This window comes from Streptomyces globisporus (assembly GCF_003501885.1).
Taxonomy (GTDB): Bacteria; Actinomycetota; Actinomycetes; order Streptomycetales; family Streptomycetaceae; genus Streptomyces; species Streptomyces globisporus_D.
The window spans coordinates 69732-96523 of sequence record NZ_QWFA01000002.1 but is presented as its reverse complement, the minus strand read 5'-3'; the positions used below and the strand labels follow the sequence as shown (position 1 = coordinate 96523).

The 26792-nt window shown below is 70.3% G+C and carries 26 protein-coding genes and 1 pseudogene; 16 read left to right on the top strand and 11 right to left on the bottom strand.

Features of this window, described 5'->3' with window-relative positions; all coding sequences use genetic code 11:
• Positions 1-204: 204 nt before the first annotated feature.
• From D3105_RS00925 to D3105_RS00905, 6 genes are all read right to left on the bottom strand, one after another.
• A complete protein-coding gene (locus D3105_RS00925) occupies positions 205-810 on the bottom strand; it encodes a flavoprotein (protein WP_118899095.1) in 606 nt (201 codons plus the stop codon).
• Positions 807-1796 carry an LLM class flavin-dependent oxidoreductase gene (locus D3105_RS00920; protein ID WP_118899094.1) on the bottom strand — a complete coding sequence of 330 codons (990 nt, stop codon included), beginning with the start codon at positions 1794-1796 and terminating at the stop codon, positions 807-809. The genes D3105_RS00925 and D3105_RS00920 overlap by 4 nt, the downstream gene beginning before the upstream one ends.
• A 90-nt stretch (positions 1797-1886) precedes the next feature.
• Positions 1887-2030 (bottom strand): hypothetical protein, encoded by a 144-nt coding sequence (locus tag D3105_RS34410; protein ID WP_165890941.1) that lies wholly within the window; start codon positions 2028-2030, stop codon positions 1887-1889.
• A 158-nt stretch (positions 2031-2188) separates the two neighbouring features.
• On the bottom strand, positions 2189-2860 hold the full coding sequence (locus D3105_RS00915) for a T3SS effector HopA1 family protein (RefSeq protein ID WP_123947554.1): 672 nt from the start codon (positions 2858-2860) through the stop codon (positions 2189-2191).
• A gap of 341 nt (positions 2861-3201) precedes the next feature.
• Positions 3202-4305 carry a class V lanthionine synthetase subunit LxmK gene (gene lxmK / locus D3105_RS00910; protein ID WP_118899092.1) on the bottom strand — a complete coding sequence of 368 codons (1104 nt, stop codon included), beginning with the start codon at positions 4303-4305 and terminating at the stop codon, positions 3202-3204.
• A gap of 55 nt (positions 4306-4360) precedes the next feature.
• Positions 4361-5005 (bottom strand): hypothetical protein, encoded by a 645-nt coding sequence (locus D3105_RS00905; protein WP_123947553.1) that lies wholly within the window; start codon positions 5003-5005, stop codon positions 4361-4363.
• A gap of 1857 nt (positions 5006-6862) precedes the next feature.
• On the opposite strand from D3105_RS00905, the gene D3105_RS00900 reads away from it, so the two are divergent.
• Positions 6863-7699, top strand: a complete 837-nt coding sequence (locus tag D3105_RS00900) for a M23 family metallopeptidase (RefSeq protein WP_118899090.1) — start codon at positions 6863-6865, stop codon at positions 7697-7699.
• 176 nt (positions 7700-7875) lie between these two features.
• Entirely contained in the window at positions 7876-8745 is an 870-nt protein-coding gene (locus D3105_RS00895; RefSeq protein WP_118899089.1) for an MOSC domain-containing protein, read from the top strand.
• Positions 8746-8781: 36 nt separating this feature from the next.
• Here D3105_RS00895 and D3105_RS00890 read toward each other — a convergent pair whose 3' ends face one another.
• Both D3105_RS00890 and D3105_RS00885 read right to left on the bottom strand, forming a co-directional pair.
• Positions 8782-9093, bottom strand: a complete 312-nt coding sequence (locus tag D3105_RS00890; RefSeq protein WP_240646763.1) for a DUF6518 family protein — start codon at positions 9091-9093, stop codon at positions 8782-8784.
• Positions 9094-9133: 40 nt separating this feature from the next.
• The gene (locus tag D3105_RS00885; RefSeq protein ID WP_240646762.1) at positions 9134-10270 is read right to left on the bottom strand and encodes a glycoside hydrolase family 43 protein; all 1137 of its coding nucleotides are present in this window, start codon (positions 10268-10270) and stop codon (positions 9134-9136) included.
• 189 nt (positions 10271-10459) lie between these two features.
• On the opposite strand from D3105_RS00885, the gene D3105_RS00880 reads away from it, so the two are divergent.
• The 4 genes from D3105_RS00880 (at position 10460) to D3105_RS00865 (ending at position 12929) form a co-directional block, all read left to right on the top strand.
• Positions 10460-10714 (top strand): DUF6332 family protein, encoded by a 255-nt coding sequence (locus D3105_RS00880; protein WP_206272602.1) that lies wholly within the window; start codon positions 10460-10462, stop codon positions 10712-10714.
• Between the two features lie 210 nt (positions 10715-10924).
• Complete coding sequence (locus D3105_RS00875; protein WP_118899088.1) at positions 10925-11632, top strand: alpha/beta fold hydrolase; 708 nt, start codon at positions 10925-10927, stop codon at positions 11630-11632.
• Positions 11633-11733: 101 nt separating this feature from the next.
• Positions 11734-12480, top strand: a complete 747-nt coding sequence (locus D3105_RS00870; RefSeq protein ID WP_118899087.1) for a phosphotransferase family protein — start codon at positions 11734-11736, stop codon at positions 12478-12480.
• A 128-nt stretch (positions 12481-12608) separates the two neighbouring features.
• Positions 12609-12929, top strand: coding sequence for a MafI family immunity protein (locus D3105_RS00865; RefSeq protein WP_240646761.1), 321 nt, complete (start codon positions 12609-12611; stop codon positions 12927-12929).
• A 113-nt stretch (positions 12930-13042) separates the two neighbouring features.
• On the opposite strand, the pseudogene D3105_RS00860 reads toward D3105_RS00865, so the two are convergent.
• The 3 genes and pseudogenes from D3105_RS00860 to D3105_RS00850 all read right to left on the bottom strand — a co-directional run.
• Positions 13043-13754 (bottom strand): annotated as a pseudogene (locus tag D3105_RS00860) (aldo/keto reductase); the annotation flags it as partial.
• 7 nt (positions 13755-13761) lie between these two features.
• Positions 13762-14151, bottom strand: a complete 390-nt coding sequence (locus D3105_RS00855) for a VOC family protein (protein WP_118899085.1) — start codon at positions 14149-14151, stop codon at positions 13762-13764.
• Between the two features lie 129 nt (positions 14152-14280).
• Positions 14281-15090, bottom strand: a complete 810-nt coding sequence (locus D3105_RS00850; RefSeq protein ID WP_118899084.1) for an NAD-dependent epimerase/dehydratase family protein — start codon at positions 15088-15090, stop codon at positions 14281-14283.
• A 340-nt stretch (positions 15091-15430) separates the two neighbouring features.
• Between D3105_RS00850 and D3105_RS00845 the strand changes: the two genes are divergently transcribed.
• From D3105_RS00845 to D3105_RS00800, 10 genes are all read left to right on the top strand, one after another.
• A complete protein-coding gene (locus D3105_RS00845; protein ID WP_118899083.1) occupies positions 15431-16087 on the top strand; it encodes a GntR family transcriptional regulator in 657 nt (218 codons plus the stop codon).
• A gap of 53 nt (positions 16088-16140) precedes the next feature.
• On the top strand, positions 16141-17043 hold the full coding sequence (locus D3105_RS00840) for a dihydrodipicolinate synthase family protein (protein ID WP_118899082.1): 903 nt from the start codon (positions 16141-16143) through the stop codon (positions 17041-17043).
• Positions 17040-18782: an L-arabinonate dehydratase gene (gene araD / locus D3105_RS00835; protein WP_118899081.1), complete on the top strand. Its 1743-nt coding sequence runs from the start codon at positions 17040-17042 to the stop codon at positions 18780-18782. The genes D3105_RS00840 and araD overlap by 4 nt, the downstream gene beginning before the upstream one ends.
• Before the next feature lie 134 nt (positions 18783-18916).
• On the top strand, positions 18917-19849 hold the full coding sequence (locus tag D3105_RS00830) for a carbohydrate ABC transporter permease (RefSeq protein ID WP_069737109.1): 933 nt from the start codon (positions 18917-18919) through the stop codon (positions 19847-19849).
• The gene (locus tag D3105_RS00825) at positions 19846-20757 is read left to right on the top strand and encodes a carbohydrate ABC transporter permease (RefSeq protein ID WP_118899080.1); all 912 of its coding nucleotides are present in this window, start codon (positions 19846-19848) and stop codon (positions 20755-20757) included. Before D3105_RS00830 ends, D3105_RS00825 begins: the two co-directional genes overlap by 4 nt.
• Positions 20754-21965: a Gfo/Idh/MocA family protein gene (locus D3105_RS00820; protein ID WP_118899079.1), complete on the top strand. Its 1212-nt coding sequence runs from the start codon at positions 20754-20756 to the stop codon at positions 21963-21965. Before D3105_RS00825 ends, D3105_RS00820 begins: the two co-directional genes overlap by 4 nt.
• On the top strand, positions 21962-22852 hold the full coding sequence (locus D3105_RS00815) for a PmoA family protein (RefSeq protein WP_118899078.1): 891 nt from the start codon (positions 21962-21964) through the stop codon (positions 22850-22852). Before D3105_RS00820 ends, D3105_RS00815 begins: the two co-directional genes overlap by 4 nt.
• Positions 22849-24387 (top strand): glycoside hydrolase family 43 protein, encoded by a 1539-nt coding sequence (locus D3105_RS00810; RefSeq protein WP_118899077.1) that lies wholly within the window; start codon positions 22849-22851, stop codon positions 24385-24387. The genes D3105_RS00815 and D3105_RS00810 overlap by 4 nt, the downstream gene beginning before the upstream one ends.
• Positions 24388-24451: 64 nt before the next feature.
• Positions 24452-25786 (top strand): ABC transporter substrate-binding protein, encoded by a 1335-nt coding sequence (locus tag D3105_RS00805; RefSeq protein WP_118899076.1) that lies wholly within the window; start codon positions 24452-24454, stop codon positions 25784-25786.
• 117 nt (positions 25787-25903) lie between these two features.
• Positions 25904-26734: a rhamnogalacturonan acetylesterase gene (locus tag D3105_RS00800; protein ID WP_118899075.1), complete on the top strand. Its 831-nt coding sequence runs from the start codon at positions 25904-25906 to the stop codon at positions 26732-26734.
• Positions 26735-26792: the final 58 nt, after the last annotated feature.

Below are 26792 nucleotides of genomic sequence, written 5' to 3'. Positions count from 1 at the left end.
GGGGCGGGACGTACCGGGTACCGGATCGTTCGGTGGCGATTGACTCAAGAGTGGTGAGGAGCGAGGGATGGGGAGGGAGGAAGGGCTGGGTCCTGCTGTCTCCGGCGCTGCGAACCCACGTGGTCCTGTCGTCCGGAGACCGTCTGACTTCGGTCCGGACGTGGCCACTGCCGTACTGGCTGATGACGGCATCGGTACGTGTGGTCATGATGTGCCGGCCTCACCGAGTTCGGCACGGAGCTCTTCGATCATCGGTAGCAGAGTGGTGAGCGGCGCCGTCGTGGACGCCTCGATGCGGCCGCTGGTGACGCTGCGGCCGGGTTCGGGCGGTGCGACCACGACATTGCGGCGATCTCGGAGCGCGGACAGGTGCGAGCGGAACGCGTGGCTTTCGTATCCGCCCGGGGGGAGTGCGGGGGCGATGCCGATCGGCGCGTTGGTGCATTGCAGGGCCAGCAGCGAGGGAGTGTCGGCCAGCCCTGTCGCGAAGCGGCTGACGAAGTGGAACGTGGCGGGGTAGACGGCTATGGCGTCGGCCCACTGGCTGAGCTGGACGTGCAGGGCCGCGGTCGTGGGTTCGGTGGACCAACTGTCGTGTTCCACGGGGCGGCCACCGATCGCGGCGAGCGCCGCCGGAGCGACGAACGTGCTCGCCTGCCGGGTGAGCAGGACCTTCGTTTCCGTCTCGGGGTAGGTCTCCCGCAGCCATCCGAGCCATCCGGGCAGGGCGGAGACGCCGAGGGCTCCCGTACCGACGATCAGAAGCCGCTGTGCGGAGAACTTCGGTGCCGATGCGCTCTGTTCCGTCATCCGCGACTCTCCTCCATGACCGCCGCTTCTGCTCGGACGGCGTGTGCGACTGCGTTCAGTGCGGACAGGGACGCGGCTGTTCCGTTCACGGTTTGAAGCCCGATCGTGTTGAGGACCACCTCATCTGCCCCGGCCGCGTAATAGGCACGCACGGTGCGGAGGATGTCGTCGATGCTTCCCACCGCAACGGTTCCACTGCTGATGAGCCGGGTGGCTGTGGCGAGAAGGTCGTGGGGGTCCACAGCGATTCCGGCCAGGCGAAGCATGGCCTGGTAGTGCGGAGCCTGGAGGTGTGCGTGGGTAGCGGCAAGGATGACGCGTGCGTGCTCGCGCCGTGGGGCGTCGAGCGAGACATGGACGACTGCGGTCACCTTCGGTCGTGGGCGTTGCTCGCGTTCCGCACCGCGTGTGAGTGCCGGCAGCAGAGTGCGGGCCAGGTAGCCGGGGGGAGTCAGCCAGGTGATGGCGACGTCCGCGATCTGTCCGGCGAGTTCGGCCATCTTGGGCCTGAGTACACCGAGTCCGAGCTGAACCGGCGGGGTTTCCAGTGGCGGGAGAGCGCCGTGCATTCCGTAGTAGTCGCCGGCCAGCTCCACCGTTTCCCCGGCAAGGAGGCGCCGGACGATGGTGGTGTACTCGCGTACGGCCCCCAGGGGGCTGGCGTAGGTGCTGCCACGCAGGGCTTGTACGAACGGTCGCGGCCCGGTGCCGAGTCCGGCAACGAAGGGGTGGCCGCTCAGAGCCGCCAGGGACCTGGCTTGAAGTGCGGCCTGGAAGGGGTGGCGCAGCGGCAGGAGCGTCACGCTGGTACCGAAGGGGATGTTCGCGCCGGCGCCGGCGGCGTAGGCAAGTGCTGTGTGGGGTTCGAGCATGAGCGACTGCCCGGTCCACAGACGTTCGGCGGCCCCCTCCTGGATCAGATTCGTGAAGGGAAGGATTTCCTTCCCTTCTGTCGGCATGAAAGGGAGCAGGATAGATATCGCCATGCGCAGACCTAATGAATGAGGTGTTGCGTGAAGACGTGCACGGCCGGCAGTCGAAACGGCCGGCCGTGCACAGGTGCGACAGGGTCTGGCTCAGCAGCCCCACTTGATGCTGGCGACGACGCTGAGGGAAACGATGGTCTGCGGCGAGGGCGCCTCGTCGGGGGTGCCATCGGCAACCATCTCGTTCACGTCGGCGTAGGTGTCGAAGCCGGCGGCCAGGTCGATCTCGTTCATGACTGTCTCCTCAAGGAATCCGCATACGAATTGACGGCGCCTGATCTGAGCTGCCTGGTCGGGCAGCCCCTCTCGGCAAAATCGAAACTAGTATCGAATCGCGCGTCGGTGGAAGCACTTTTTGATGATCAGTTGAACGGCGCGAGTTTTCATTAATTTCAGAGGGAAATAGGGGAGGACACGTTGCGGTGGGGTGCGGAGGGGTCGATTCCACCCTCCAGGAACGCATCGCGGACCCGTTCCGCGCGTGTCCGGCCGTCCGGGTGGATCGCGTGACCGACCAGCCCCGAGGCCAGGGCGCGGCACCGGTGCTCTCCCAGGCTGGTGTGGCGCATACCGGGCCGGGCGTCATCCGGTTCCCAGGCGACAGCCACACCGGCCGCCAGCGGCTGAGTGAACGGAGAGGGGACGCTTCCCGGGCTGACGATTCCCTTGACGGCCTCCACGAGCGACGCGAGCACTGCATGGTTCAGGCCGTTCAGATACACCACCACACCATCGCGCCGCGGCAGTGCCGAGCTCGAAGAAGCAGCCTTGGCCCGGTAGGCGACGGCATTCTCCTCCAGGCAATGCAGCACCCGGCCCCAGGTCTCGACAGCGGCGTCGGGCGTTTCGACATGCAGGTAGACCCGCAGGACCTGGGACTCGGGGGGCAGAGGCAACGACCCGTCGGCGAGGAAGAAGCCGGGCGACAGCATGGGGCGGCTCGCCGAGACACGTACGTCTGCCCGCCGGGCGTCGGCGCTGATGCGCACAAGCCGGTCCGAATCGAGACGGACGCGCACCCCGCTCAGCTCGACGATCGGACCGCCCTCCCGCGCGGCCAGCACGGGAACATCGTGTGTGGTGTACCGGTGGGGCACGGCCTGCGCGAGGCGTTCTTCGAGATCCCTGCTCTGCGGGGCGGAGACTCGTCCGGTCCCGGTCCCGGTCCCGGTCCCGGACTCGGTCTCAGGCCTGCCGACGTGGACGATCTGGTAGAGCGCAGTGGCGAGATGGCCGGTGAGAGCCGGAGGAGAAGAGGCGGTCACCGTCCTCGCTCCCACAGCAGCCGTGAGACCGTCCGCCTCTACGCGCACCCTGTCCAGCACGTTGTGAAGGCCCTCGGACAACTGTCCTGGCTGTTGCGGCTGTTCTCGACCGCCGTGACTGAGGGCGTCGACCGGGGTGCTCATGCGGGATCCTCCACGAGTCCGAGTGTCAGGATGAACTTTTCCGGCGTGAGCAGTGCTTTTCGACCGATGCCGGCGGCGGCGCGGGGCAGCGCCGCAAGCCGCGGAGCAGTCCGGGCCCCGGCGAGCAGGCGGTCGAGAAGATGCCAGCCGGCGAATGCCACCACCCGTGCAGCCAGGGGGCTGCCTGCGGGCCGCCGCTCCAGATACCCGTTCCAAAATGCCTGGATACGAGGACGGACCACCCGTATCCCGGAAGTGAGCTGCGTCAGCATCTGTTCACGTGTCGGTGCCAAGTCCTGGTCGGGAGTCCCCGACGTCGCCGCGTCCAGCACCGCACGGTGGAGAAGGTCGCCCACGACTCCCCCGAGGTCACGGGCTGCGTCGCCCGCCTGGAATTCCTCAAGGTCCGTCAGATGGACTCGACCGCCGGCGATCAGGAACTGGTCCAGGCGCAGGTCGCAGTGGGCGGCAACCGGCTCGGCCCGCTGCTCCCGTTCGAGGAGTCCCCGCAACGCGTCGGCCAGGGGAACGTCGTTCTGCAGCAGACTCCACACCTGGAGTTCCGCGGCGGACGAAGCCTCGAACAGGGCCGCCGGGAGACCGTCGAGCAGTTCGGCGGACGGCAGCAACGGTGTGCTCTGCACATTGTTGGGGAGCCGGCCGACCGGAAGACTGTGCAGATGACCGACGGTGTTTCCCAGCGATCGAGCCCCGTCGTCCGACAAGCCGTGCCCCTTCACCAGGTCGGCGGCGGTCTCAGCGTCTTCGACCAGCTCGAACACCATGAGCTGGGAGCCGAGGTCGGTGCCCAGACAGCGTGGCGACGAGAGCCCGGGCTCCGGGTGCTGCCGCAGGAGACGTTCGAAGGAGAGGCACTGGTGTATCCGTTGCTCCGCCACTTCTCGCGGGCCTTCGAGCTTCTTGACGAAGACGCGCCGGCCGGTGTCGGTCGTACCGCTCAGATTGGTGTTCCGGCCAGGCAGGGATCTGAGGTCGGGTTGCCCGGCGAGAGTGCCCAGACCCAGGCGGACGAGGAGGGCGTTCGCTTCCTGGAAACTCGGGTCGTCCGTGGCAGCCACGGACGTGGTGGACGTGTTCATTGTTCTCCTCGTCTCTCCCCGACGGCCTTGGGCCCGGGGGCTGCCGTCCGCACCGTCATGCCTGCGTGCTTCCACGCATCGCGGCCCGGATGACCTCGGCGGCCGCTGCGGGCCGGTCGGCGGTGAAGGTGACCCGGCGCGCCATGACCGGCTCACCCTTGCGGAGCTGTACGGGGAAGGGCTCGGCAAGCTCGAGAGTCATGGTGGTGGCACTGCTGACCGAGCAGGCCACCGCGTCGTCGTGATCCGGTGACCGGCGCAACCCGTGCCCCTGCGTCATGCCGTGAGCGGCACGTACGGCCTGGATTTGATTGATCGGAATGACAAGGGCTCGGAAGGGGCCGGTGCGCAGGTGCAGTGTGTGTTCGCCGACCAGATGAGGCGCACGCAAGGTCATCGCGCAGAATCCCACGGTCACGACAAGGGAGAGGATTACCCAGACGAGGTGAAGGGGTCGGTAGGCGTGGGGGATCATCGCGTCCACGGCGATGCTGGTCACGAGGTCCACCGCTGCGATGGTCCAGATGACGCTGCGGGAATCGGCGGAGTGCGGTATCGCGCGGTGCGCGCCGGGTGACGCGACGGGCTTGCGCGCCAGCCAGGCAGCGAGATCGCGGAGCATGGTTCCCGACCAGGTGACGGCCGATCGGCGGGGCATCACGCCCGCGGGGATGCGGTTGCCGGGATCGTCATGCCTCATGGGTCACCCGCTTGGCTCGCAGGCCCGTGGCCAGTACCCAGCTACCCGCGACCAGCGCGAGTACGGTCTCCGGTCTCTTCAGCGCGGTTCTGGCCCGGCTGATGATCCGACCTCGATCCCTTCCGGAGCGGCTTTCGGGGCGGTCGTACTGGCCTGAGGCCGACGGAGGGCCGACGGGTGCGCGTACGGGCCGGCTCCGCGCGGGGCTCTCCTGTCCGGAAGGCGCCGAAAGTTCGGCCGCCGTGCGCGTCCAGTACTTCTCCCACTGTTCGATGTCGCCATGACACGCGCCGACGTAGGCCAGTGTCACTTCGAGACTGGGCAGGGTAAGACCACGAGCCGCCTCGGAGAGCGACGTCCCTGAGTAGTTGGCCCTGCTCGCGAGTGCTCGGTAGGAGGGGCTTCCCGCCGTCCTTCGCAACACCCGCAGGTCATGGGCAAAGCGTTGCAGCGGGCCGTCAGCCGGGTTGATCGGTGATTCCGGGCGTCCCATCTCTTCCTCCGGATCTGTGTGCAGATGGTCAGTGGGCTCTGATTTCGTGCGGCATGAGGGCAGCCTCGGCTCCGCACGGGGGCCGATGTCAGGGCGGGCTGTCCGATCCGGCCTGGATGCCGCGCGGTTCGGAATGCCGCGCGTGCGAGGGATGCGCAACGCCGTCCTGAGGCGTGGCGGGGGCGGAAACGAGGCCGCTCCTGCCCTGGAGAGAGCTGATCGGTTCTGTACGCCCCTGCCCTTACCAGCGGCTCCCGACAGCTCCCGACAGGGGACGCCCAGTCACGCGTAGGCGGCCACGAGTCGCGTCCCGCAGGTCGGCGCCGTGTGTCGCCGGCGGCACAGGCGGGAGGGCTTCCTCGCGCGATGCGTCTCGTGCGCCCGTTTCTCCCCGGCCGAGGAGCTCCTCTGCTGCGCCCTCGTCAACGGGAATGGTCCGAAGCTCTGGTGGTAGGGGCATCATCCGGGCCACCTGCCCCGTACGGTCTCCCCATGTCACGGACATCGGTCACGATGCCGTTCGTGCAGTTGTCAGCTCTACGAGTCTCCGCCGCGCGTGACGCGCTGTGGCACGGCAGCACCTTGTACACAACAAAATCTTTCCGTCCCCCCGGCACGGTTGACCGATGACGTCCGTCTGTGGTCTGTATTCCTTCGGTCGGCGGCAGGGCCTCGACGGCCGGCGAGGTCTCCACCACACTGTTGCCCGAACGCTGTCACCGTTTCGGTCGACATCCCGTTGGGCACCCAGTGATCAAAGCTACGGCGACGACAAAGGTCAACGCTTTTCAGCTCCTAGGGTTGGTATTACGCCAACTCCTGCGATGTCGCCCACGATCTCGCTTGCGCCAAGAGGTACGGCCCTTATGGATGGGCGGGGCCAATGCCGGATTTCCGTCCGCGCCGTGAGGTTTTCAAGTACGGCGAAAAGATGACGGTCCGGAAACCTGACCGGGCCCATGGCTACCGAGGTGAAGGCTGACGGAGCGCTCCCTTCGGAAAGCCACGACAGCTCGGGATCAAACCTTCCCGCACGGGCCACGTACGTCTGCCCGCCGGTCGCAGCGCACACCCTGCGTGAAGACACGGCTGGACACCGGACCGGAATCCTGACCTTCCGCTCCACGCCCGCAGGGGAGCCGCCCACGTTCTGCCGGAGCGGCTGCCGCAGCGGCGGCGGCGGCTGTCTCCCTGTCGGCCCCGCCGGGGTGGTCTGTCGTCCGAGCCGAGGTTACGGCACTCTGGTGCTCGCTCAACTCGCGTAGATCTGCGTCCGTTCCGGCCGCGCTCCCGCACCCAAAGCACTTCGTACTCGCACCTCGCGCTCCACCGCCCGGTTGTCGACCCGAAGGACGTCCCCACCCATGCGACGCTCGCCCCGCACCTGCCTCCTGGCCCTGCTCGCGCTCCTCGGAGGCCTGCTCACCGTCACCGCCACCGCGTCCCCCGCCGCGGCCGCCCCGAACTTCAAGGCGCCCTACGCCTGCGGCCAGCAGTGGACCTACAGCCATCACTCCGCCGAGGTCAGACAGGCTCTCGACTTCGTCCGGACCGACGGCGGTGGCACGGCCAGCGCCCCGGTTCTCGCCTCGGCCGCCGGGACCGCGTACCGCTACTCCCAGCCGAGCGGTGCGGGCAACTACATCGCCGTCGAGCACGGCGGCGGCTGGAAGACGTACTACTTCCACCTCGCCGCGTTCTCCGTCGCCAACGGGGCCCAGGTCGCCCAGGGCCAGCAGATCGGCACCACCGGCTCCACCGGCAACAGCTCCGGCGCGCACATCCACTATGAACAGCTCTACAACGGCATCGGCCAGACCATCGTGATCAACGGCCGGTCCCTCGCCCCGTATCCCGGCTCGTACCACAGCAAGTACCTGACCAGCGACAACGGTTGCGGTGGCGGCGGAGGCGGCACGTACTGGGTCGACACCTTCGCCAACGCCACCGGCTACGCCGCAGCCAACACCGCGGACGCGCAGGGCGTCCTCAACGCCGGTACGAACTACGTCTACTGCAAGGTGTGGGGAGCGCGGGTCGGCACGGCGAGCCAGTTCAACCACTGGTGGCTGCGCACCGACCTCGACGTCGTGTACGCGGGCAAGAACGGCCGCAACGCGTACGTCTCCGCGTACTACCTCTCCCGGTGGGGCAACGACGAGGCCCGCGACAACAACGGGACAATCATCCCGAACTGCTGACGGCGCGATCCCTGCCCCGGGGCGGCTCGGGGCAGGGCGGCGCGCCTCGTGGCGCAGCGACACCTCCGTGGTGTGGCGCAAAACCCGTCGATCATCATTCGCGCGTCCTGGCACCCTGGCTGCAAGGGCCCGACGGCAGCAGATCCGCGGGCAGGGCGTTGCGAAGGAGAGGCCGCATGGCCACGGTCGTCGATCTGATCACCTACCCCGTCAAGGGCTGCGCGGGAACGTCCGTGGACAGTACGCACCTCACCCCGGCGGGCCTCGCCCATGACCGCGTCTTCATGGTCGTCAGCGTCGACGGGGTCTACCGCACCCAGCGCCGCGACCCCCGCCTCGCCCTCGTCCGGCCCACCGTCAGCGCCGAGGGCAGCAGGCTCACGCTCGCATCGGCGGAGCCGGAGGGCGGTCACGGCGCGCTGCACCTCGACGTCACCACCTCCGCGCCCCGGCGCGACGTCGACCTGTTCGGCGCGACGTACCAGGGCATCGACCAGGGGGATGAGGCGGCCGCCTGGCTCACGGACTTCCTCGGCACCCCGAGCCGGCTGGTCCGCGTACCGCCGGAGCACGACCGGAAGACCGACGGCCTGACCCCCGGAACCTCCGGATACGCCGACAGCAGCGCCGTCCACGTGCTCTCCCGCGCCTCCCTCGCCCACCTGCACACGCGGCTGGCCGAGCGAGGCGCCCCGCCCCTGGCCATGGACCGCTTCCGCCCGAACATCGTCATCGACAGCCTCCCCGAGGGCTGCCAGGGGGAGGACTGGGCAGCGGAACCCCACGCCGAGGACCGGATCCGCCGCGCGACCATCGGCGCGGCCGAGCTGGGCTACACCAAGCTCGCCGTGCGCTGCGCGGTCACCCTGGTCGACCAGGAGGCCGGCGCCCGGGGCGGGCCGGAGCCGCTGCGGACGCTCGCGGGCTACCGGCGCTTCTCGGCGGGCGGAGTGGTGTTCGGCACGAAGTTCGCCGTGGTGCGGCCGGGCAAGCTGTCGGTGGGCGACGAGGTGGCGGTCGAGGAGTGGGGCGAGGCCGAGCGCTGATGCCTCGTAGCGCTGGACGACGTCATGCCGATCCGATCAGGCGGCCACCGCCCACACAGCGGCGGTTCCGAGCCCTCCGCTCGCGAAGGTGCCTCCAAGAGTGGACGCCGTGTAGTAGCCGCAGCAGGTGGCGAGCATCATCAACGCCCCGCCCCAGGCGGCGAGCCACCGGTCACGGATCAGCGCACCGGCTGCGGCAGTCCAGATGATCCAGGTGGACGTCGAGTTGGTCGCCCGGTCCAACACGGGTGTTATTCCGTGCAGGCCGTACGTTGCCCAGCCGAGCAGCAGTCCGAGGACGGCGGTCGCGGTGAGCACGGTGCCGGCGGTGGCGCGGCCCTCGGCCATCTCACCGGGCCGCGTTCCAGCAGGACTGTGGCGACCGCGCTCACTCGAAGAACTTCAGGCTCCACCCCTTGTCGGACGTGGGGCCGGGAACGTTGGCCCGGGAGTAGGTGGTGTCGCCCCACCAGACGAACGTGCCGGTGTACCAATGGCGGTTCGCCCAGGAGTACGGCGTGCCCTTCGCGACCGCGTGGTACATCGACGGGAACCTCGGGCCGGCGGGCGGGCTGGTGTTGATGTCGCCGTGGAGCAGCACGAAGGTGTGGTGGCCGGGCCCGTTCACGTGCAGCGTCGGGTCCCAACCGGGCATCATCGTCGCGCGGTCGGAGCCGAACAGGCAGCCGTTCGACTTGTACCAGTCCCCTACGTACGTGGGGTCGCCGCCCTTGCGCAGGCGCAGGTCTGCCAGGCAGTACTGCTCGCTCCAACTGCCGTTGGCGGAGTACGCGATGTGCAGTTGCCCGTTCGGGTCCTTGATCGCCTCGGGGCTCTCGTTGATGAACGGGTTGCCGACCACCCGTTCCCAGCTCTCGCGCGGCTGCGAGATGACGTACCGCGCGCCGGTGGGCCGGGTCGGGCTGCTCATCCGGGCGATGTAGAGGTTCTGCTCGACGTTGGTGTCGCCCGCCCACCCGGACCACACGAACCAGCGCTGCCCCTCGAAGGTGAACAGGGTGCCGTCGATGGCCCATGTGTCGTCGGGGAGGGCGAGTTGGGTCTCGGCCCCGTACCCGCTGGCCGGCGAGGCGGAGCTGATGACGAACATGCGGTGAGCGGCGCCGACGCCGGCCGTGAAGTAGATGTAGTACCGCCCGCCGTCCATCACGATCTCGGGAGCCCAGACCTCCCCACGCCCCCGGCTGTCGGCCCAGACCTGCCGGGCGGGCGCGGTGGCAAGACCGGCCGTGGACGACGCCTGCCGTACGACGATGCCGCCGCCGGTCGACTGGACCCCGACGTACGTACTGCCCACCCGCAACACGCTGGGGTCGGCCGCGCGCAGGCTGGTCTGCCCCTGCGGAGCCGCCTCACGGGTGGGTGGTGCGCCCTGGGCGGTGCCGGGCGGCGACAGGAAGAGCGTCGCGGCGAAGGCCCCGGCCGGCGCGAGCGCGCCGAGGGTGGACGAGCGGCGGAAGGGGCTTCCGGGCTTGCGCGTGGGGTCGCTCATGGGATCGCTCATGGGGCTCGCTCCTGGGTGGGGGGCCTTCGGCGGGGCAGCGATTTACATCGATAGAAGAGCGCTCTCGCAGAATCCCGTCAGGGGGTGCCTCTGTCAATGGGCTTGCCGGAAGCGGAAGTTCGGGTGTGGAGCCGTGTGGATCGGGCGTCGCGCAGTTCCTGGCCGTGACCTTGGTGCGAGACTTCCGGCATGGACATGGGGCGCGAGTCGCGGTGGGAGAAGGACGCGATGACGGTGGAGATCGTCTTCGCCCTGGTGACTGCTGTCGTCCTTGCCGGGGCGGTCTTTGCCGTCGCGCTGGCCCTCACTCTCGTCTTCGACCTCTCTGGTTCAGTGTCCAAAGGTGTCGTGACGGGGGGAGCCCTGGTGGGAGCGGCGGCCGGAGTGTGGCGTCTGGTGCGGGTGCTGTACCGCTTCGACGCGGAGCGCCGTAAAGGCCACTGACGGGGGAGGAGCGGGGGTCCGTGCCCGGCTGTTCGGGCGTCCGCGGCACCGCACCGAGCGGCCGGGCCGGCCGTGCCGCGTCGTCGTCGCCGTTCAGGACGGCTCCCTTCAGGCCGTGGGTCGAAAGTGGATCAAGGTGAGTGTGTGGCCCCTGGTTCGGGACAGCCCTTAGGCTCGCCGGTCTGCTGTCGATCTGAGGAGGCGGACGAGTTGCCTGCTGTCGTGCTCGTTCACGGCCTGTACCACCGTCCCGAACACTTTGCGGTGGTGGCGGAAGGATTACGGGCAGACGGAACGGAGGTTGCCGTGCCCGAGCTTCACCGCGGCTCCTTGGCTGCTGACACCGCCGCCGTCCAAGCCGTCATCGACGCGTTGCCCGAGCCCCCGGTTGTCCTTGGCCACTCCTACGGAGGGTCGGTGATCACAGGAGTCCGCGGAGCGGCACATCTGGTCTACCTGGCAGCGTTCGTGCCGGATGCCCAGGAGAGCGCGGCCGGTCTGGGCGGTGCGTCACAACAGCTCAAGGACGCCATCGTCGTTGAGCCGGATGGCTCGACCGCCCTGCACCCCGGCTTGGCCATCGACGCCCTCTACGGTGACTGCCCTGCACCCCTCGCCGCGCGGGCGGTCGGCCTGTTGCGTGCGCAGGGCCCGGGCTGCGGACGGGGAGTACCCCAGCACCACGGCTGGAAGGAGACTCCTTCTACTTACGTCATCTGCGCACAGGACCAGGCCGTCGACCCCGGCCTCCAGCAGGCCATGGCCTCGCGCTGCACCGACGTGCGCGTATGGCAGACAGGCCACTCACCGTTCGTGGGACAGCCCGACCTCATCGTGGAACTCCTGAGAGAACTGCTCCCCACCCGCAGCGGGCCCCGGGGAAGCCAGGAAGCCGCCGCCGCTCGGCACACGGCCTAGGACTGCTGGCCGAGTGGTGGGCCTGACTTCGGCAGAGGGCCCCTGAGCGCATGCCGTAAACCCGGCGACTTCCGCGATCGTCGCCGGGATACTCGTCGCCCATGGATGAGGTCGAAGTCGTCGTCGCCCACTCCGAGCGGGCGACCCTGCGCGTCGGTGACGTGTTCCTGAAGGTGGACGCCGATCAGGCGCGTATCGACGCCGAGGTCGAGACGATGGCCCTCGCGCCCGTTCCGACCCCGGAGGTCCTCTGGCGCAAGCCGCCCGTGCTGGCGATCTCCGCCGTCCCGGGGACGACCCTCGGGCGCCTCGGCTGGCCGTCGACCGGGTCACCGGCGGCGTGGGCCGCGGTGGGTGCCGCGATCCGGAAGCTGCACGGCGCGCCGTTGCCGCCCAGGCCCGGCCGGGCAGGCCGGGGCGTTGGCGAGCTTGCTGCGGAGCTCGATGCCGAGTGCGCGTTGCTCGTGGCGAACGGTCTCCTGCCCGCCGAGCTGGTCACCCGTAATCGTCAGGTCGCCGAGGCCGCGCTCAGGCCGTGGACTCCGGCGTTCACGCACGGCGATCTGCAGATCGCCCACGTCTTCGTCGAGGGCGACGAGGTCACGGGCATCATCGACTGGTCCGAGGCGGGCCGGGGAGATGCGCTGTACGACCTTGCCACCTTCACGCTCGGACATGAGGAGCACCTCGACGACGTCCTCGCCGGCTATGGCGGGGACGTCGACCTCGAAGTGGTTCGCGCGTGGTGGGCGTTGCGGAGCCTGCTGGCCGTCCGCTGGCTGATCGAGCACGGCTTCGACCCGTTCTCGCCGGGCTGTGAGGTCGACGTGCTGAGATCCCGGATGTGAGGCGGCGGTGGGCCCGTCCGCCCCGCCCGGAGATGTTCTGGTGCGTCGAGCAGGCCATCTCCTCGGGCGGGTGCCGCTTCGTCCGTAATCAGCTGGTGGACGGTCATGGCACGGGCAACACTGGTGCCATGACCCGTGATCGTGAGGCCCTGACAGAGAGCTGGAAGCGGACCCGCGACCATCTCGACGCTGCCCGGGCCCACCTCGCACATCTGCCGGGCATCGATCTCTCGACGACGCTGGAGTTCCTGGAGCACAACGAACTGGGACTCGCCTTCGACTGCCTGGTCCATCTCGCCGACGACCTCGGTCTGCCCCTCCGTTTCTGGCAGCACATGGATCGAGCGGCTCGTGAGATGCGGCTTTACAGCGATGAGCCGCACATGCCCCACCGCAAGGCTGCCGACTCCTGCCTTCGTCACCTCGCCGCGGCTTCGGAGCAGGGATGATCTGCCGATCCGGCAGGCACCCCGGCCCGACGCCTGGGCCGCACAGCTACACCGGCGGACCCCCTCGGTAGCGGCGCTTTTCGAGAAGGATGTCCATGTCCAGGCCACCTTCCCGGGGTGAGGACGAGGTCCGCCGCCGTGTTCTCCTCCAGGTGGGCGATGCTCGACGTGCCCGGGATCGGGAGCATCACCGGGGAGTGGTCCAGCAGCCAGGCCAGGCAGACCTGGGTGGGGGTGGCGTTCAGCTCGGCTGCGACCGCTGCCACCTCCGCTCGGTCGCCCGCCTCGCCCCAGGCGACCGTGCGCCAGGGCAGGAATGCGATGTCCGCCGCCTCGCACGCCGCGGACCGGTTCGTGTTCGCGGTCCGTCAGGTTGTAGCGGTTCTGGACGCTCGCGATGTCCACGATCTCCCGGGCCTCGGCCGGCTCGGCGGCCGACACCTCGGACAGGCCGATCCGGCCCACCTTGCCCGCGGCGCGCAGGTCCCGCAGGGGGCCGAGCTGGTCGGCGAGCGGGGTCTCCGGGTCGATGCGGTGGAGCTGGAGCAGTTCCAGGCGGTCGACGCGGAGGCGGCTCAGGGCGTGGTCCGCCCCCGCGCGCAGCGACTCCGGGCGGCCGTTCGGGGCCCACTCGCCCGTCTCGGCGGAACGGATCGCCCCGACCTTAGTGGTGGTCAGGAGGTCCTTCGGGTACGGGTGGAGCGCCTCGGCCAGGACCCCCTCTTTGGGCCCGTTCCCGTACATGTGGGCCGTGTCGATCAGCGTGATGCCCAGCTCCACCACCCGGCGGGCCACGGCGATGGCCGACGGGCGGTCCTCGGGCAGGGGGGTATCACGGCGTTTCCGGGCCCTGGAGGATCTGGAGGTAGTTCCCCACCGGGTCCACGATCGTGGAGAAGAACCAGCCGCTCCCGACCTCCTCGACCGGGCGCACCCATGTGACCCCGAGGGTGTTGAGGTGCCTCTCGGCCGCCCGGACGTCCCGCACGGTGATGTTGATCATCTGCCGGCCCGGCTCGACGGCCTTGTCCGCCACGTCGTCCCGTTCGTCGAAGCCGATGATCGCTCCGGGGCCGACGATCAGGAGGTGCTCCGCCCAGCGGGCGCCCAGCGGCTCCAGCGCGGCGCGGTACCAGGAGATGAGGGATTCGCTGTCCGTGCTGCCGATGATGACTCCGAGGCCGGTGATGTTGTCGGCGTTTTCGGTCGTGGAGGCATTCATGGTTGTCCTCGCTCGGTCGGGGCCGGTCTGCCGGTCGTGTCGGGAGCCGGGTCGTCCCGGTCGCTCGACGCGTCCACCACTCATGACCCGCCCCGGGCCCGAAACTCATCGGTGCTCGCCGCCGGGCCCTCAGTGCGGCCAGATGGGCGGGTCCGTGACGAAGTGGCCGCCGAGACGGGTCTGCGCCGGGTCGGCGGGGTCCGGCTCGCCCTGGGCGGCGATGAGTTTCGCCGCGTACGGCTCGGAGTCGTCCTGCGGGGCGTAGCCCAGCGCCCGTGCCGAGGTCAGGTCCCACCACAGGCGGGTGTTGGCGGAGGAGCCGTGGACGACGGTGTGGCCGACGTCCTCGGCGGTGAGCGCGGCGTGGAAGAGGCGTGCTCCGTCGGCGGGGCTCATCCACAGGGACAGCATGCGTACCGAGGTGGGCTCCGGGAAGCAGCTCCCGATCCGTACCGACACGGTCTCGACGCCGTGCTTGTCCCAGTAGAGCTGGGCCAGGTCCTCGCCGAAGCACTTCGACAGGCCGTAGAAGGTGTCGGGGCGGTGCGGAGCGTCGGACGGGATCGGCGGGCCCCCGGCGAGCGGGCGCGGCGTGTAGCCGACGGCGTGGTTGGAGGAGGCGGTCACGATGCGCCGGACGCCTTCCTCGCGGGCGGCTTCGTAGAGGTGGTACGTGCCCTGGATGTTGGCCCGGAGGATCTTGTCGAAGGTGGACTCCAGCGAGATGCCGGCGAGATGGATCACCGCGTCCACGCCGCGCACGGCCTCGCGCAGCGCCTCCCGGTCGTTCAGGTCGGCGGTGATCGCTCCGGGCTCGCCCTCCACCGGAACCAGGTCGAAGAGTCGCAGGTCGTATCCGTACGCGGGCAGCAGCCCCCGCATCAGGGTGCCGAGGCCGCCCGCTGCGCCGGTGAGCAGGACGGTACGGGGAGCGGGCATACGGTGGTCTCCTCGGGGGCGATGCGATGCGATGCGGTGCGGGCGCGGTGCGGGCGCGGCACCGGGCGGCGGGCGTCGTGACACCCCGGGCTTCGCGACACCCCAGGCGCCGTGACACCCCAGGGCGTCGTGACGCCCCGCCCCTTCAAGGCCGTGGACCGCGTTCGCATACGTGGACAAGCTAAGAAGTCCGTGAGGTTACGTCAAGTGGCCCGTGCGAGCCGAAAGTTGTTCTGTCCGAAGCGTTGACGAAGCGTTCCGGGCGGCTCTAGCTTCATCGCGTCGTACTTCGTACGTCATATATGAGACGCGATACGCGAGATGTGAGAGCCCGTCACCCATGACCTTCGCCCCTGCCCCGATCCCGTCCCGGACCCAGTACGTGCTGGAGGCCATCAAGCACGCCATCCTCACCGCGCGGCTGAGACCGGGACAGGCGCTGGTGGAGACGGAACTCGCCGCTCAGTTCGGAGTGTCCAAGACCCCGGTCCGCGAAGCGCTCAAGACCCTCGCGGGCACGGGGCTCGTGGTCATGAGCCAGTACAAGGGCGCAACCGTGCGGCTCGTCGACGCGACCATGGCCCGGGAGGTGTACGACGTCCGCCTCCTGCTGGAACCGGAGGCGCTGCGCCGGTCCGTCAACCGCAAAGCGTCGCTGGAAGCGGCTCAAGAGGCCCTGGAAAGGGCCGACTCGGCGCTCGACAAGGCCGACAGGTCGCTGGCCAACCGGGATTTCCACCGCGCCCTGTACCTGCCCTGCGGCAACCCGCTGCTCGCCCGGATGCTCGACGAGGTCCGCGACCAGGCGGCCCTCGTCTCCACGGTGGCCTGGTCGGCCGTCCCCTCCTGGGAGCGCGAGGCGGCCGAGCACCGGGAGATCCTGCGGCTCGCCCTCGCCGACGACGCGGAGGCCGCCGCCGGGGCTCTGCACCACCACATCGCATCGTTCGTACGCCGCGCCTTCCCCGACGACGAAGACGGGGGTGGCGCCGCGTGAACCGCCTGCTGGAACCACATGACCACCAGCAACCCGACGAAAGGCCGGTCCGCATGGACTTCTCTCCGCTGAAGGCGGCCCTCGCCGACGTTGTGGCGATCCCGGTGACCCCCTTCGCCGAGGACGGCAGCATCGACATCGCGAACCACCGCGCCCTGACGCGCAGGCTGCTCGACGGCGGTGTCCGCATCGTCACCCCGAACGGCAACACCGGGGAGTTCTACGCGCTCACCCCCGACGAGCGGCGCCTGGTCACCGAGCTGACCGTCGAGGAGGCCGCCGGACGCGCCACCGTCCTGGTGGGCGTCGGGCACGACGTACCGACCGCCGTCGCCGCCGCCGAGCACGCCGCCGAGGCCGGAGCGACGATGGTGATGGTCCACCAGCCGGTTCACCCCTATGTCGCCCAGGAGGGCTGGGTCGACTACCACCGGGCCATCGCCGAGGCCGTCCCCAGGCTCGGAGTCGTCCCGTACATCCGCAACCCGCTGCTGGCAGGCGACCGCCTCGCCGAGCTCGCCGACAGCTGCCCCAACGTCATCGGTGTGAAGTACGCGGTGCCGGACGCGGCGCACTTCGGGGCATTCGCCCGCGACGCCGGACTGGAACGGTTCGTCTGGGTCGCCGGCCTCGCCGAGCTGTACGCCCCCTCCTACTTCGCCACCGGCGCCACCGGCTTCACCTCCGGCCTCGTCAACGTCGCCCCTGCCGTCTCCCTCGACATGCTGGAAGCGCTGCGCGCCGGGGACTACGCGGCGGCCATGAAGGTGTGGGAGCGCATCCGCCGCTTCGAGGAGCTCCGCGCCGAGGAGCAGTCCGCCAACAACGTCACGGTCATCAAGGAGGCCCTGTCCGTGCTCGGGCTCTGCCGCCGCGAGGTACGCGCGCCGAGCCGGGTCCTGCCCGCGGAGCGGCGTGCCGAGGTCGCCGAGCAGATAGCGGAGTGGGCGCTGTGACGGACGACCGGAAAGCAGCCCCCGTCGCGCCCGAGGAGCTGCGCAGCCACCAGTGGTACGGGACCGACGGCCTGCGCTCCTTCAGTCACCGGGCCCGCACCCGCCAGCTCGGCTACCTCCCCGAGGAACACCTCGGCAAGCCCGTCATCGCCGTTCTCAACACCTGGTCCGACATCAACCCCTGCCACTCCCACCTGCGGGAACGCGCGCAGGCGGTGAAGCGGGGCGTCTGGCAGGCGGGCGGATTCCCGTTGGAGTTCCCGGTCTCCACCCTCTCGGAGACCTTCCAGAAGCCGACGCCCATGCTCTACCGCAACCTGCTGGCCATGGAGACCGAGGAGCTGCTCCGCTCGTACCCCGTCGACGGGGCCGTACTGCTGGGCGGCTGCGACAAGACGACGCCCGCGCTGCTGATGGGCGCGGCCTCCGTGGACCTGCCGACCGTCTTCGTGCCCGCCGGGCCGATGCTGCCGGGCCACTGGCGCAACGAGGTCCTCGGTTCCGGCACGGACATGTGGAAGTACTGGGACGAGCGGCGGGCCGGGCTCATCGGCGACTGCGAGATGGGGGAGCTGGAGAACGGCCTCGCCCGCTCCGCCGGTCACTGCATGACGATGGGTACCGCCTCCACGCTGACGGCCGCCGCCGAGGCGCTGGGCGTCACCATGCCCGGCGCCTCCTCCATCCCGGCCGTCGACTCCGGGCATGAGCGGATGGCCGCCGCATCCGGCCTGCGCATCGTCGAACTCGTACGGCAGCGAACGACGTTGTCGCAGATCCTCACCGCCGACGCCTACGAGGACGCCGTCGCCACCGTCCTCGCGCTCGGCGGCTCCACCAATGCCGTGATCCACCTGATCGCCATGGCGGGCCGGTCCGGGGTGAAGCTCTCCCTGGACGACTTCGACCGGATCGCCCGCACGGTGCCCGTCCTGGCCGATCTCCGCCCCGGTGGACGGTATTTGATGGAGGAATTCCATTTCGCGGGCGGACTGCCCGGCTTCCTGAGCCGGCTCACCGACCTGCTGCACCTGGACCGGCCCACGGTCGCGCACGCCACCCTGCGAGAACAGCTCAGCGGTGCGACCGTCCACAACAGCGCCGTCATCCGCGAACGCGCCGAACCACTGGCCGAGGAGGGCGGGGTGGCGGTCCTGCGCGGCAACCTCTGCCCCGACGGCGCGGTCATCAAGCACATCGCCGCCGAGCCGCGTCTGCTGCGTCACACCGGGCCCGCCGTCGTCTTCGACGACTACCGGGAGCTGCAACGCACCATCAACGACCCGGCGTTGGCGCTCACTCCGGACCATGTCCTCGTGCTGCGCAACGCCGGGCCGAAGGGCGGCCCAGGGATGCCCGAGTACGGCATGCTGCCGATCCCCGACTACCTGCTGAAGCAGGGTGTGCGGGACATGGTGCGGATCTCCGACGCCCGGATGAGCGGCACCAGTTACGGGGCGTGCGTCCTGCACATCGCGCCCGAGTCGTTCGTCGGCGGGCCCCTCGCGCTGGTCCGCACCGGGGACCTCATCACCCTGGACGTCGAGGCACGTCTGCTCCATCTCGACGTCGACGAGGACGAGTTGGAGCGCCGCCGGGCCGCCTGGAGCCCGCCGCCCGCCCGCTACGGGCGCGGTTACGGGGCGCTTTACCAGGACCAGATCACCCAGGCCGACACCGGATGCGACTTCGCGTTCCTGGCCCGGCAAGGAGAAGTGCCCGACCCGTACGTGGGGTGAGCCGGGCGACGAGGGCTCCGCGCGGCGGGGCGCCCGGGCCGCTCAGCGGTCATGAGAAAGCGCTTGCTGCCCTGTGTGGCGGCAAGCCCGCACATCCAGCGCATCGAGCGCGTACCAGAGATCGGAGACGTGTCATGGCCCAACCCGCCGCCGTGGCCACCCCGCCGCCCAAGGCGCCCCGGCGCCGCACGGCGACACCCCGCCGCCTGCCGTATCTGCTGATCGCGCCCGCGGGTCTGCTGATGCTGGGCTTCATCGCCTACCCGGTGCTCAGCGTCTTCTACTACAGCCTGCAGAACTACAACGTCACCAAGCCATGGCGGAACGGCTTCGCCGGACTCGACAACTTCCGGCGGATCTTCACCGAGGACGACCAGTTCTGGTCGACGCTCGGCTTCAGCGCCCAGTGGGTCTTCACCCAGGTCTCCCTGCAGCTCGTGCTCGGCCTGGCGCTGGCCCTGATCGTCAACCAGACCTTCATCGGCCGAGGCATCTCCCGGGCCATGGTCTTCTCGCCCTGGGCCGTCTCCGGCGTGCTGACCAGCACCATCTGGATCCTGCTCTACAACTCCTCGACCGGATTCAGCCGTTACCTCGCGGACGCCGGGATCGGGGAGTACGGCACTTCGGTGCTCTCGGACACCGGGACCGTCTTCTGGGCGGCCACGGTCACCGAACTCTGGCGCGGCGTGCCCTTCTTCGCGATCCTCATACTCGCCGACCTCCAGTCCGTCTCCAAGGAGCTGTACGAGGCGGCGTCGGTCGACGGAGCGGGCAGGCTCCGGCAGTTCTTCCACATCACCCTGCCGCACCTGCGCGACGCGATCATCCTCGCCACCCTGCTGCGCGGGGTCTGGGAGTTCAACAACGTCGACCTCCTCTACACCCTCACCGGTGGCGGACCGGCCGGCGAGACCACCACGCTGCCGCTCTACGTCGCCAACACCGGCATCGAGGGACACGACTTCGGCTACGCCTCGGCGCTCACCACCGTCGCCTTCGTGATCCTCCTCTTCTGCTCGATCGTCTATCTGCGCCTGAGCAAGTTCGGAGGCGACAACAAGTGACCGCCGTACTCACCGAGAAGAACGGCGCCGCCCGGCCGCCCGTCCGCCCCGGCGGCCCGCCGCCCACCTCGCGCCGCCGTACCGGACGCGAGCGCGCCTTCGACGACGTACCGCGCTGGCAGATCTACCTGCCGCTCGGCCTCTACCTGCTGTTCACGCTCATCCCGTTCTACTGGATGCTGCTGTTCGCCCTGCGGCCCGCCGGCTCCACCGCGCTGGTGCCCTGGCCGATGACCGGGGAGCACTTCTCCAAGGTCTGGAACGAGCGCAGCTTCGCCGTCTTCTTCCAGAACAGCATGATCGTCGGCGTCGCCACCCTGATCGCCACCACCCTGGTCGCCCTGGCCGGCGGGTACGCCCTGGCCCGGTTCGACTTCAGGATCAAGGGCGCGTTCATGCTGGCGCTGCTCTGCTCGCAGTTCATCCCCGGCGCCCTGATGCTCGTGCCGCTCTTCGAGATCTTCCGGAACCTCCAGATGATCAACTCCCTGTGGAGTGTCGTCATCGCCGAGACGGTCTTCCAGCTTCCGCTGTCGATCATCCTGATCAGCGGGTTCATCAAGAACGTCCCGGTCTCCCTCGAGGAGGCCGCCTGGGTCGACGGGTGTTCGCGCTTCACCGCCTTCCGCGCGGTCGTCCTGCCGCTGCTGCGTCCCGGACTGATCGCCGTCGGCTCCTTCGCCTTCGTCCACAGCTGGAACCACTTCCTGTTCGCGCTGATGTTCCTGAGCGAACAGGACAAGCAGACGATCCCGGTCGGCCTCAACACCCTGATCGGGGCGGACAGCGTCGACCTCGGCGCGCTCGCCGCGGGCGGGGTCATCGCCGCCGTACCCGTCGTGATCGTCTTCGCCTTCATCCAGAAATGGCTCGTCACGGGCTTCAGCGCGGGCGCGGTGAAGGGATGACCGACCTCACCCGTCGCACCGAACCCGCCCCCGGCGCCGCGCCGCTGCCCGTCGTGCTGGCCGGCGCCCGGGGCCACGGCCGCTGGCATCTGGCCAACCTTCGCCGGCTCCAGCACCAGGGTCGGGTGCGGCTGGCCGGGATCTGCGAACTGGAGCCGCTGACCACCGACGAACTGGCCCCCTTCGACCTCCTCGGCGACGACAGCCCCGAGCAGTCAACCGACTTCGGGGCGCTCCTCGACTCCACCGGAGCCCGTGCCGCCGTGATCTGCACGCCCATCCCGACGCACACCGACCTGGCCCTGACCGCCGCGTCCCGCGGCGTCCACCTTCTGCTGGAGAAGCCGCCCGCCGCGAGCTGGGCCGCGTACGCCCGGATGGCCGACGGCGTACGGCGCGCGGGCATCGCCTGTCAGGTGGGGTTCCAGTCGTTCGGTTCGCACGGCGTGCCCGCGATCCAGGAGCTGGTCCGCACCGGGGCGATCGGGACGCTCACGGGGACCGGCGCCGCCGGGGCCTGGGTCCGCGACGAGGCGTACTTCCGCCGGGCGCCCTGGTCCGGCCGGCGCAGGATCGGCTCCACCGACGTGGTCGACGGCGTACTCACCAATCCGCTGGCGCACGCCGTGGCCACCGCGCTCGAACTCGCGGGCCGGGGGACGGCCGAGGACGTCCTTTCCGTCGAGACCGAGTTGTTCCGGGCCCATGACATCGAGGCGGACGACACCAGCTGCGTCCGCGTCACCACCACCGGCGGCCTGCCCGTCACCGTCGCCGCCACCCTCTGCGCGGCACAGGCGGGGGAGCCCTATGTGATCGTCCACGGCGACCGGGGCCGGATCACCTTCTGGTACAAGCAGGACCGCGTCCTGATCCAGCGCGCCGGCCACGGCCCCGAGGAGAGCGTCCACGGCCGGACCGACCTCCTGGAGAACCTGGTCGACCATCTGGAGCACGGCACGCCGCTCCTGGTGCCGCCGGAGCGCACGGGAGCGTTCATGCGGGTCGTCGAGGCCGTACGCACAGCCCCCGAGCCCGTCGCCCTGCCTGCCGATGCCTGGGAGACCCGGTACGACATCCCCGGCGGAGGTGCGCGGCGTACGGTCCACGGCATCGACGGCCTGGTCGCCTCCGGGGCCGAATCCCTCGCCCTCTTCTCGGAGCTGGGCGCCGCCTGGGCCCGCAGCAGCGAGGTGGCGGCCTCATGAACCGACCCGCCACGGCCTCGTCCGCCGCACAGCCCGCACTCCCCGCGCAGCCGGTAGAGCCCGCTCCACCCGAGCCCCTCGACTGCGCCGGACGCACGGTCGCCCACTACGGCTACGGGGCCGCCGCGGACGGCCGCCCCCGCCTGCACCCCGTCACCACGCTCGCCGGCCGCACCGTCACCCAGGACCGCCCCGCCGACCACCGGCACCACCTGGGCGTCTCCATCGCCGTGCCCGACGTGTCCGGCCGCAACTTCTGGGGCGGGCGCACCTACGTCCGGGGGCAGGGACCCACCGAGCTCGACAACCACGGCGTCCAGCGCTGCCTCGGCCTGGAGCGGCACGGCCCCGGCGGGTTCACGCAGTCGCTCGCCTGGGAGGCGGACGGCGTCGAGCTGCTGCGGGAGCACCGCACGGTGCGCGCCGCCGGACTCTCCGCCACCGCCTGGGCGCTGGACCTCTCCTTCGCCCTCACCAACCGGGCGGCCGACGACCTCTCCCTCGGCAGCCCCGCGACCAACGGCCGCCGCGGAGCCGGTTACGGCGGCTTCTTCTGGCGTGCCCCCAAGGAGGCCGCGCCACCGGATGTGTTCACCGCCGACCGTGCGGGCGAGGAGGCGGTGCACGGCCGGGCCGCCGACTGGCTCGCCCTCGCCGGGGACGGCTGGACCCTCGTCTTCGTCGGGGCGAGCGAGGAGACCCGGCGCGATCCGTGGTTCGTGCGGACGGCGGAGTACCCGGGCGTCGGCTCCTCCCTCGCGGCCCACGAACGGCTGCCCGTGCCCGCCGGGGCCACCGTCGTACGCCGGATCGTCACCGTCGTCGCGGACGGCAGGCTGGACCGTGAGGCCGCCGCTGCGTACGTCCGCCGGGCGGTGACCTCGTGAACCGGCCCTGGACCGCCGACCTCGGGAACGGCACGTACCGCAACCCCGTGCTCAACGCCGACTGGTCCGACCCGGACGTCGTCCGCGTCGGTGCGGACCACTACCTCACAGCGTCCAGCTTCGGCCGGGCCCCGGGGCTGCCGCTCCTGCACTCCCGCGACCTGGTCAACTGGGCGCTCGTCGGGCACGCCCTGGACCGCGTCGAGCCCGCCGCCGACTTCGCCCGGCCCCGGCACGACGCCGGGGTGTGGGCGCCCTCCCTGCGCCACCACGCGGGCCGCTTCTGGATCTTCTGGGGCGACCCCGACCACGGCGTCCAGCAGATCAACGCCGAACACATCGAAGGGCCGTGGAGCGCCCCGCACCTGCTCAAGCCCGGCCGCGGGTACATCGACGCCTGCCCCCTGTGGGACGAGGAGACCGGCGAGGCCTACCTCGTCCACGCCTGGGCCAAGTCCCGCTGCGGGATCAAGAACCGGCTCACCGGACACCGGATGAGTGCCGACGGCCGCGCACTCCTCGACGAGGGCCGGACCCTGATCGACGCCGACCTGATACCCGGCTGGTTCACCCTGGAGGGGCCCAAGCTCCACCGCCACGACGGGTACTTCTGGATCTTCGCTCCGGCGGGCGGGGTGGAGACCGGCTGGCAGGGCGCGTTCCGTTCCCGGGACTTCTCCGGCCCGTACGAGGAACGCGTCGTGCTGTCCCAGGGGCGCACCGGCGTCAACGGCCCGCACCAGGGCGGCTGGGTGCGGACCGCCGCCGGCGAGGACTGGTTCCTGCACTTCCAGGCACGCGGCGCGTACGGGCGGGTCGTCCACCTCCAGCCCATGCACTGGGACGCGGAGGGCTGGCCCGTCATCGGCGACGCGGGCGAACCCGTCTCCACGCACCGTAAGCCGGCCGCCCCCGAACAGCCCGTGGCAGCGCCCGCCGTGGACGACGACTTCCCCGGCGGCACCCACGGCGAGCAGTGGCAGTGGACGGCCAACCCCTGCCCCGACGCCTGGACCGAGCAGGCCGAGCACGCTGCCGACGGACTGCGGCTCACCTGCGTTGGCACGTCGGACGCGCACGACCTGCGGCTGCTGCCCAACGTCCTGGTCCAGCGCATGCCCGCCGAGGAGTTCACCGTCGAGGTGGACCTCGAACTGCACAGCGACGAGCCGGGCGCCAAGGCGGGCCTGGCCGTCCTCGGGGACGCCTTCTGCTGGATCGGTCTGGAGGCCGGGGCGGACGGGACGCCCCGGCTCGTGCACCGGTACGCCGAGGGCGCCGCGGAGAGCGAACGCGACGCGGCCGGGGCCCGCGCCTCGCCCGGCGGCCGGGCCCGGTTGCGGATCGAGGTCACGGCCGGGGCCCGCTGCCGCTTCTCCGCCGACACGGGAGACGGCTTCCGGCCCTCGGGGCAGGTCTTCGCGGCCACCCCGTGGCGCTGGGTCGCCGCTCTCCTCGGCCTCTTCGCCACCGCGCCGGCCGGGACGGGCCCCGCCGGCACGGCGCTGTTCACCACCTTCCGTGCCACCCACTGACCCCCCGCAGAAGTGCAGACCCGCAGAGAACCATCCCGACCCATCCGACAGGGAAGAGCCGACCATGACCATCTCGAAGACCCGGCGGGGGCGTACCGCATCCGCCGTCTCCCTCGTAGCAGCTCTCGCGCTGACGGCCGCCGCGTGCGGTGACGACGGCAGCGGAGCCGGCACGGAGGGGAGCGGCAAGGGCGAGATCACCTTCTGGGACAACAACGGCGGTCCGCGCACCGCCGTCTGGACCGAGATCATCAAGGACTTCGAGAAGCAGCACCCGGACATCAAGGTGAAGTACGTCCCCATCCCCATCGCCGACGTCCAGTCCAAGTACGACACCGCGATCGCCGGCGGCGGACTGCCCGACGTGGGCGGGGTCGGCACCGCCTACCTCGCCAACATGGTCTCGCAGGAAGCCCTGGAGCCGGTCAACGAGCGGCTGAAGGGATCCGCGCTGGAGGGCAAGCTCGTCGACTCCATGGTCGAGAGCGTCAGAGCGGCCGCCGGCCGGGGCGACGACATCTACTCCGTCCCGACCTCCGCCAACAACGGTGTGCTCTGGTACCGCACCGACCTGTTCGAGCAGGCCGGGCTGAAGGCCCCCGACACCTGGGCCAACTTCTACATCGCGGCCGAGAAGCTCACCGACGCCGGGAACAACAAGTTCGGCTACACCATCCGCGGCGGCGCCGGCTCCATCGCCCAGGCCCTGGACGCCGTCTACGGCCAGTCCGGCATCACGGAGTTCTGGGATGGGGACAGGACGACGCTCAACGCCCCCGAGAACGTCGCCGCGCTGGAGAAGTACGCGGGCCTCTTCAAGCGGACCACGCCCGCCGCCGACGTCAACAACGACTTCACCAAGATGGTCGCCCAGTGGGACACCGGCACCATCGGCATGCTGAGCCACAACCTCGGCTCCTACCAGGACCACGCGAAGGCGTTGGGCGACGACAAGTTCGCCGGCATCCCGGCCCCCATCGGGGAGAGCGGCACCCGCGTGCAGGTCTCCAACCCCGTCGACGGACTCGGCCTCTTCCGGTCGAGCGACAACAAGACCGCGGCATGGAAGTTCATCGAATTCGCCGCCTCCCACGCGTCCAACAGCAAATGGAACGAGTCGGCCGGCGCCATCCCGGCCAACACCGAAGCGGCGAAGGACCCGTGGATCAAGGAGACCGAGTCGACCGCGCTGGCCGCGAAGGCGCTGACGGACGGCTCCACCAAGGTCGTCGACCTGCCGTACTACCTGCCCGACTGGAACAACATCAGTAAGGCGGACAACGAGCCGGAGTTCCAGAAGCTGCTCCTCGGCAAGATCACGGCGAAGCAGTTCCTGGACAAGATGGCCGGGGAGCTGAACGCCGCCAACAAGGAGTGGACGGAGCTGGGCAACGGCTGAGGCCCCGCACCCTCCGGATCCCGACGACGGACCGACGGCGGCCGGGCCGCGCCCGGCCGCCGCGCTCTCCTTTCCCTCCCCGTACGCGAGCACGCCCTTCGAGAGAGGCAGCACCTCGTGTCACTCACCCGCAGACAGACGGCCACCGCCCTGCTCACCCTTCCCCTCGCCCTCACGGCCACACCGGCCTTCGCCCACGGCGGCGGAGCGGGCGGCCCCCACTCCCGTACGCTCCACATCGCCGGTGACTCCACGGCCGCGACGAAACCCGCCGACGCCGCGCCCGAGACGGGCTGGGGCATGGCCCTCCCCTTCTTCCTCGCCCGCCACCTCCGGGTCGCCAATCACGCGGTGAACGGCCGCAGTTCCAAGAGCTTCGTCGACGAGGGCCGCCTCGCCGCACTGCTGGACGGCGTCCGCCCCGGCGATCTGCTCCTCATCCAGTTCGGGCACAACGACGAGAAGACCGAGGACCCGGCCCGCGGCACCGACCCCTCCACCACCTACCGGGAGTACCTGCGCGAGTACGTCCGGGGAGCCCGCGCACGACGGGCCCGGCCCGTGCTCCTCACCTCCGTCGAGCGACGCCGGTTCGGTCCGGACGGCACCGCCCGGCCCACCCACGGCGAGTACCCCGCCGCGATGCGCGCCCTGGCGGCCGAGGAGGGCGTGCCGCTGCTCGACATCCAGGCGCTGTCCCTCGCCCGCTGGCAGCGGCTGGGCCCGGACGGTACCCTGCCGCTCTTCCTGTGGCTGAAGCCGGGCGAGTCGCCGAACCACCCGGACGGCGCGCAGGACAACACGCACTTCAGGCCGCCGGGCGCGGTCGAAGCGGCCCGGATGACGGCACGCGCCCTGCTGGACGAAGGCGTACTCGCGGCCCGTGACCTCCGCCGCCTCGACGACCGGGTGCCGGGCGAGTGGATCACCTGGGACGGGCCTGCCTGACCGGCCTGACCGGCACCTCACCACACCCCGCCGTGTCTTCTGCTCCCTCTCCCCACTT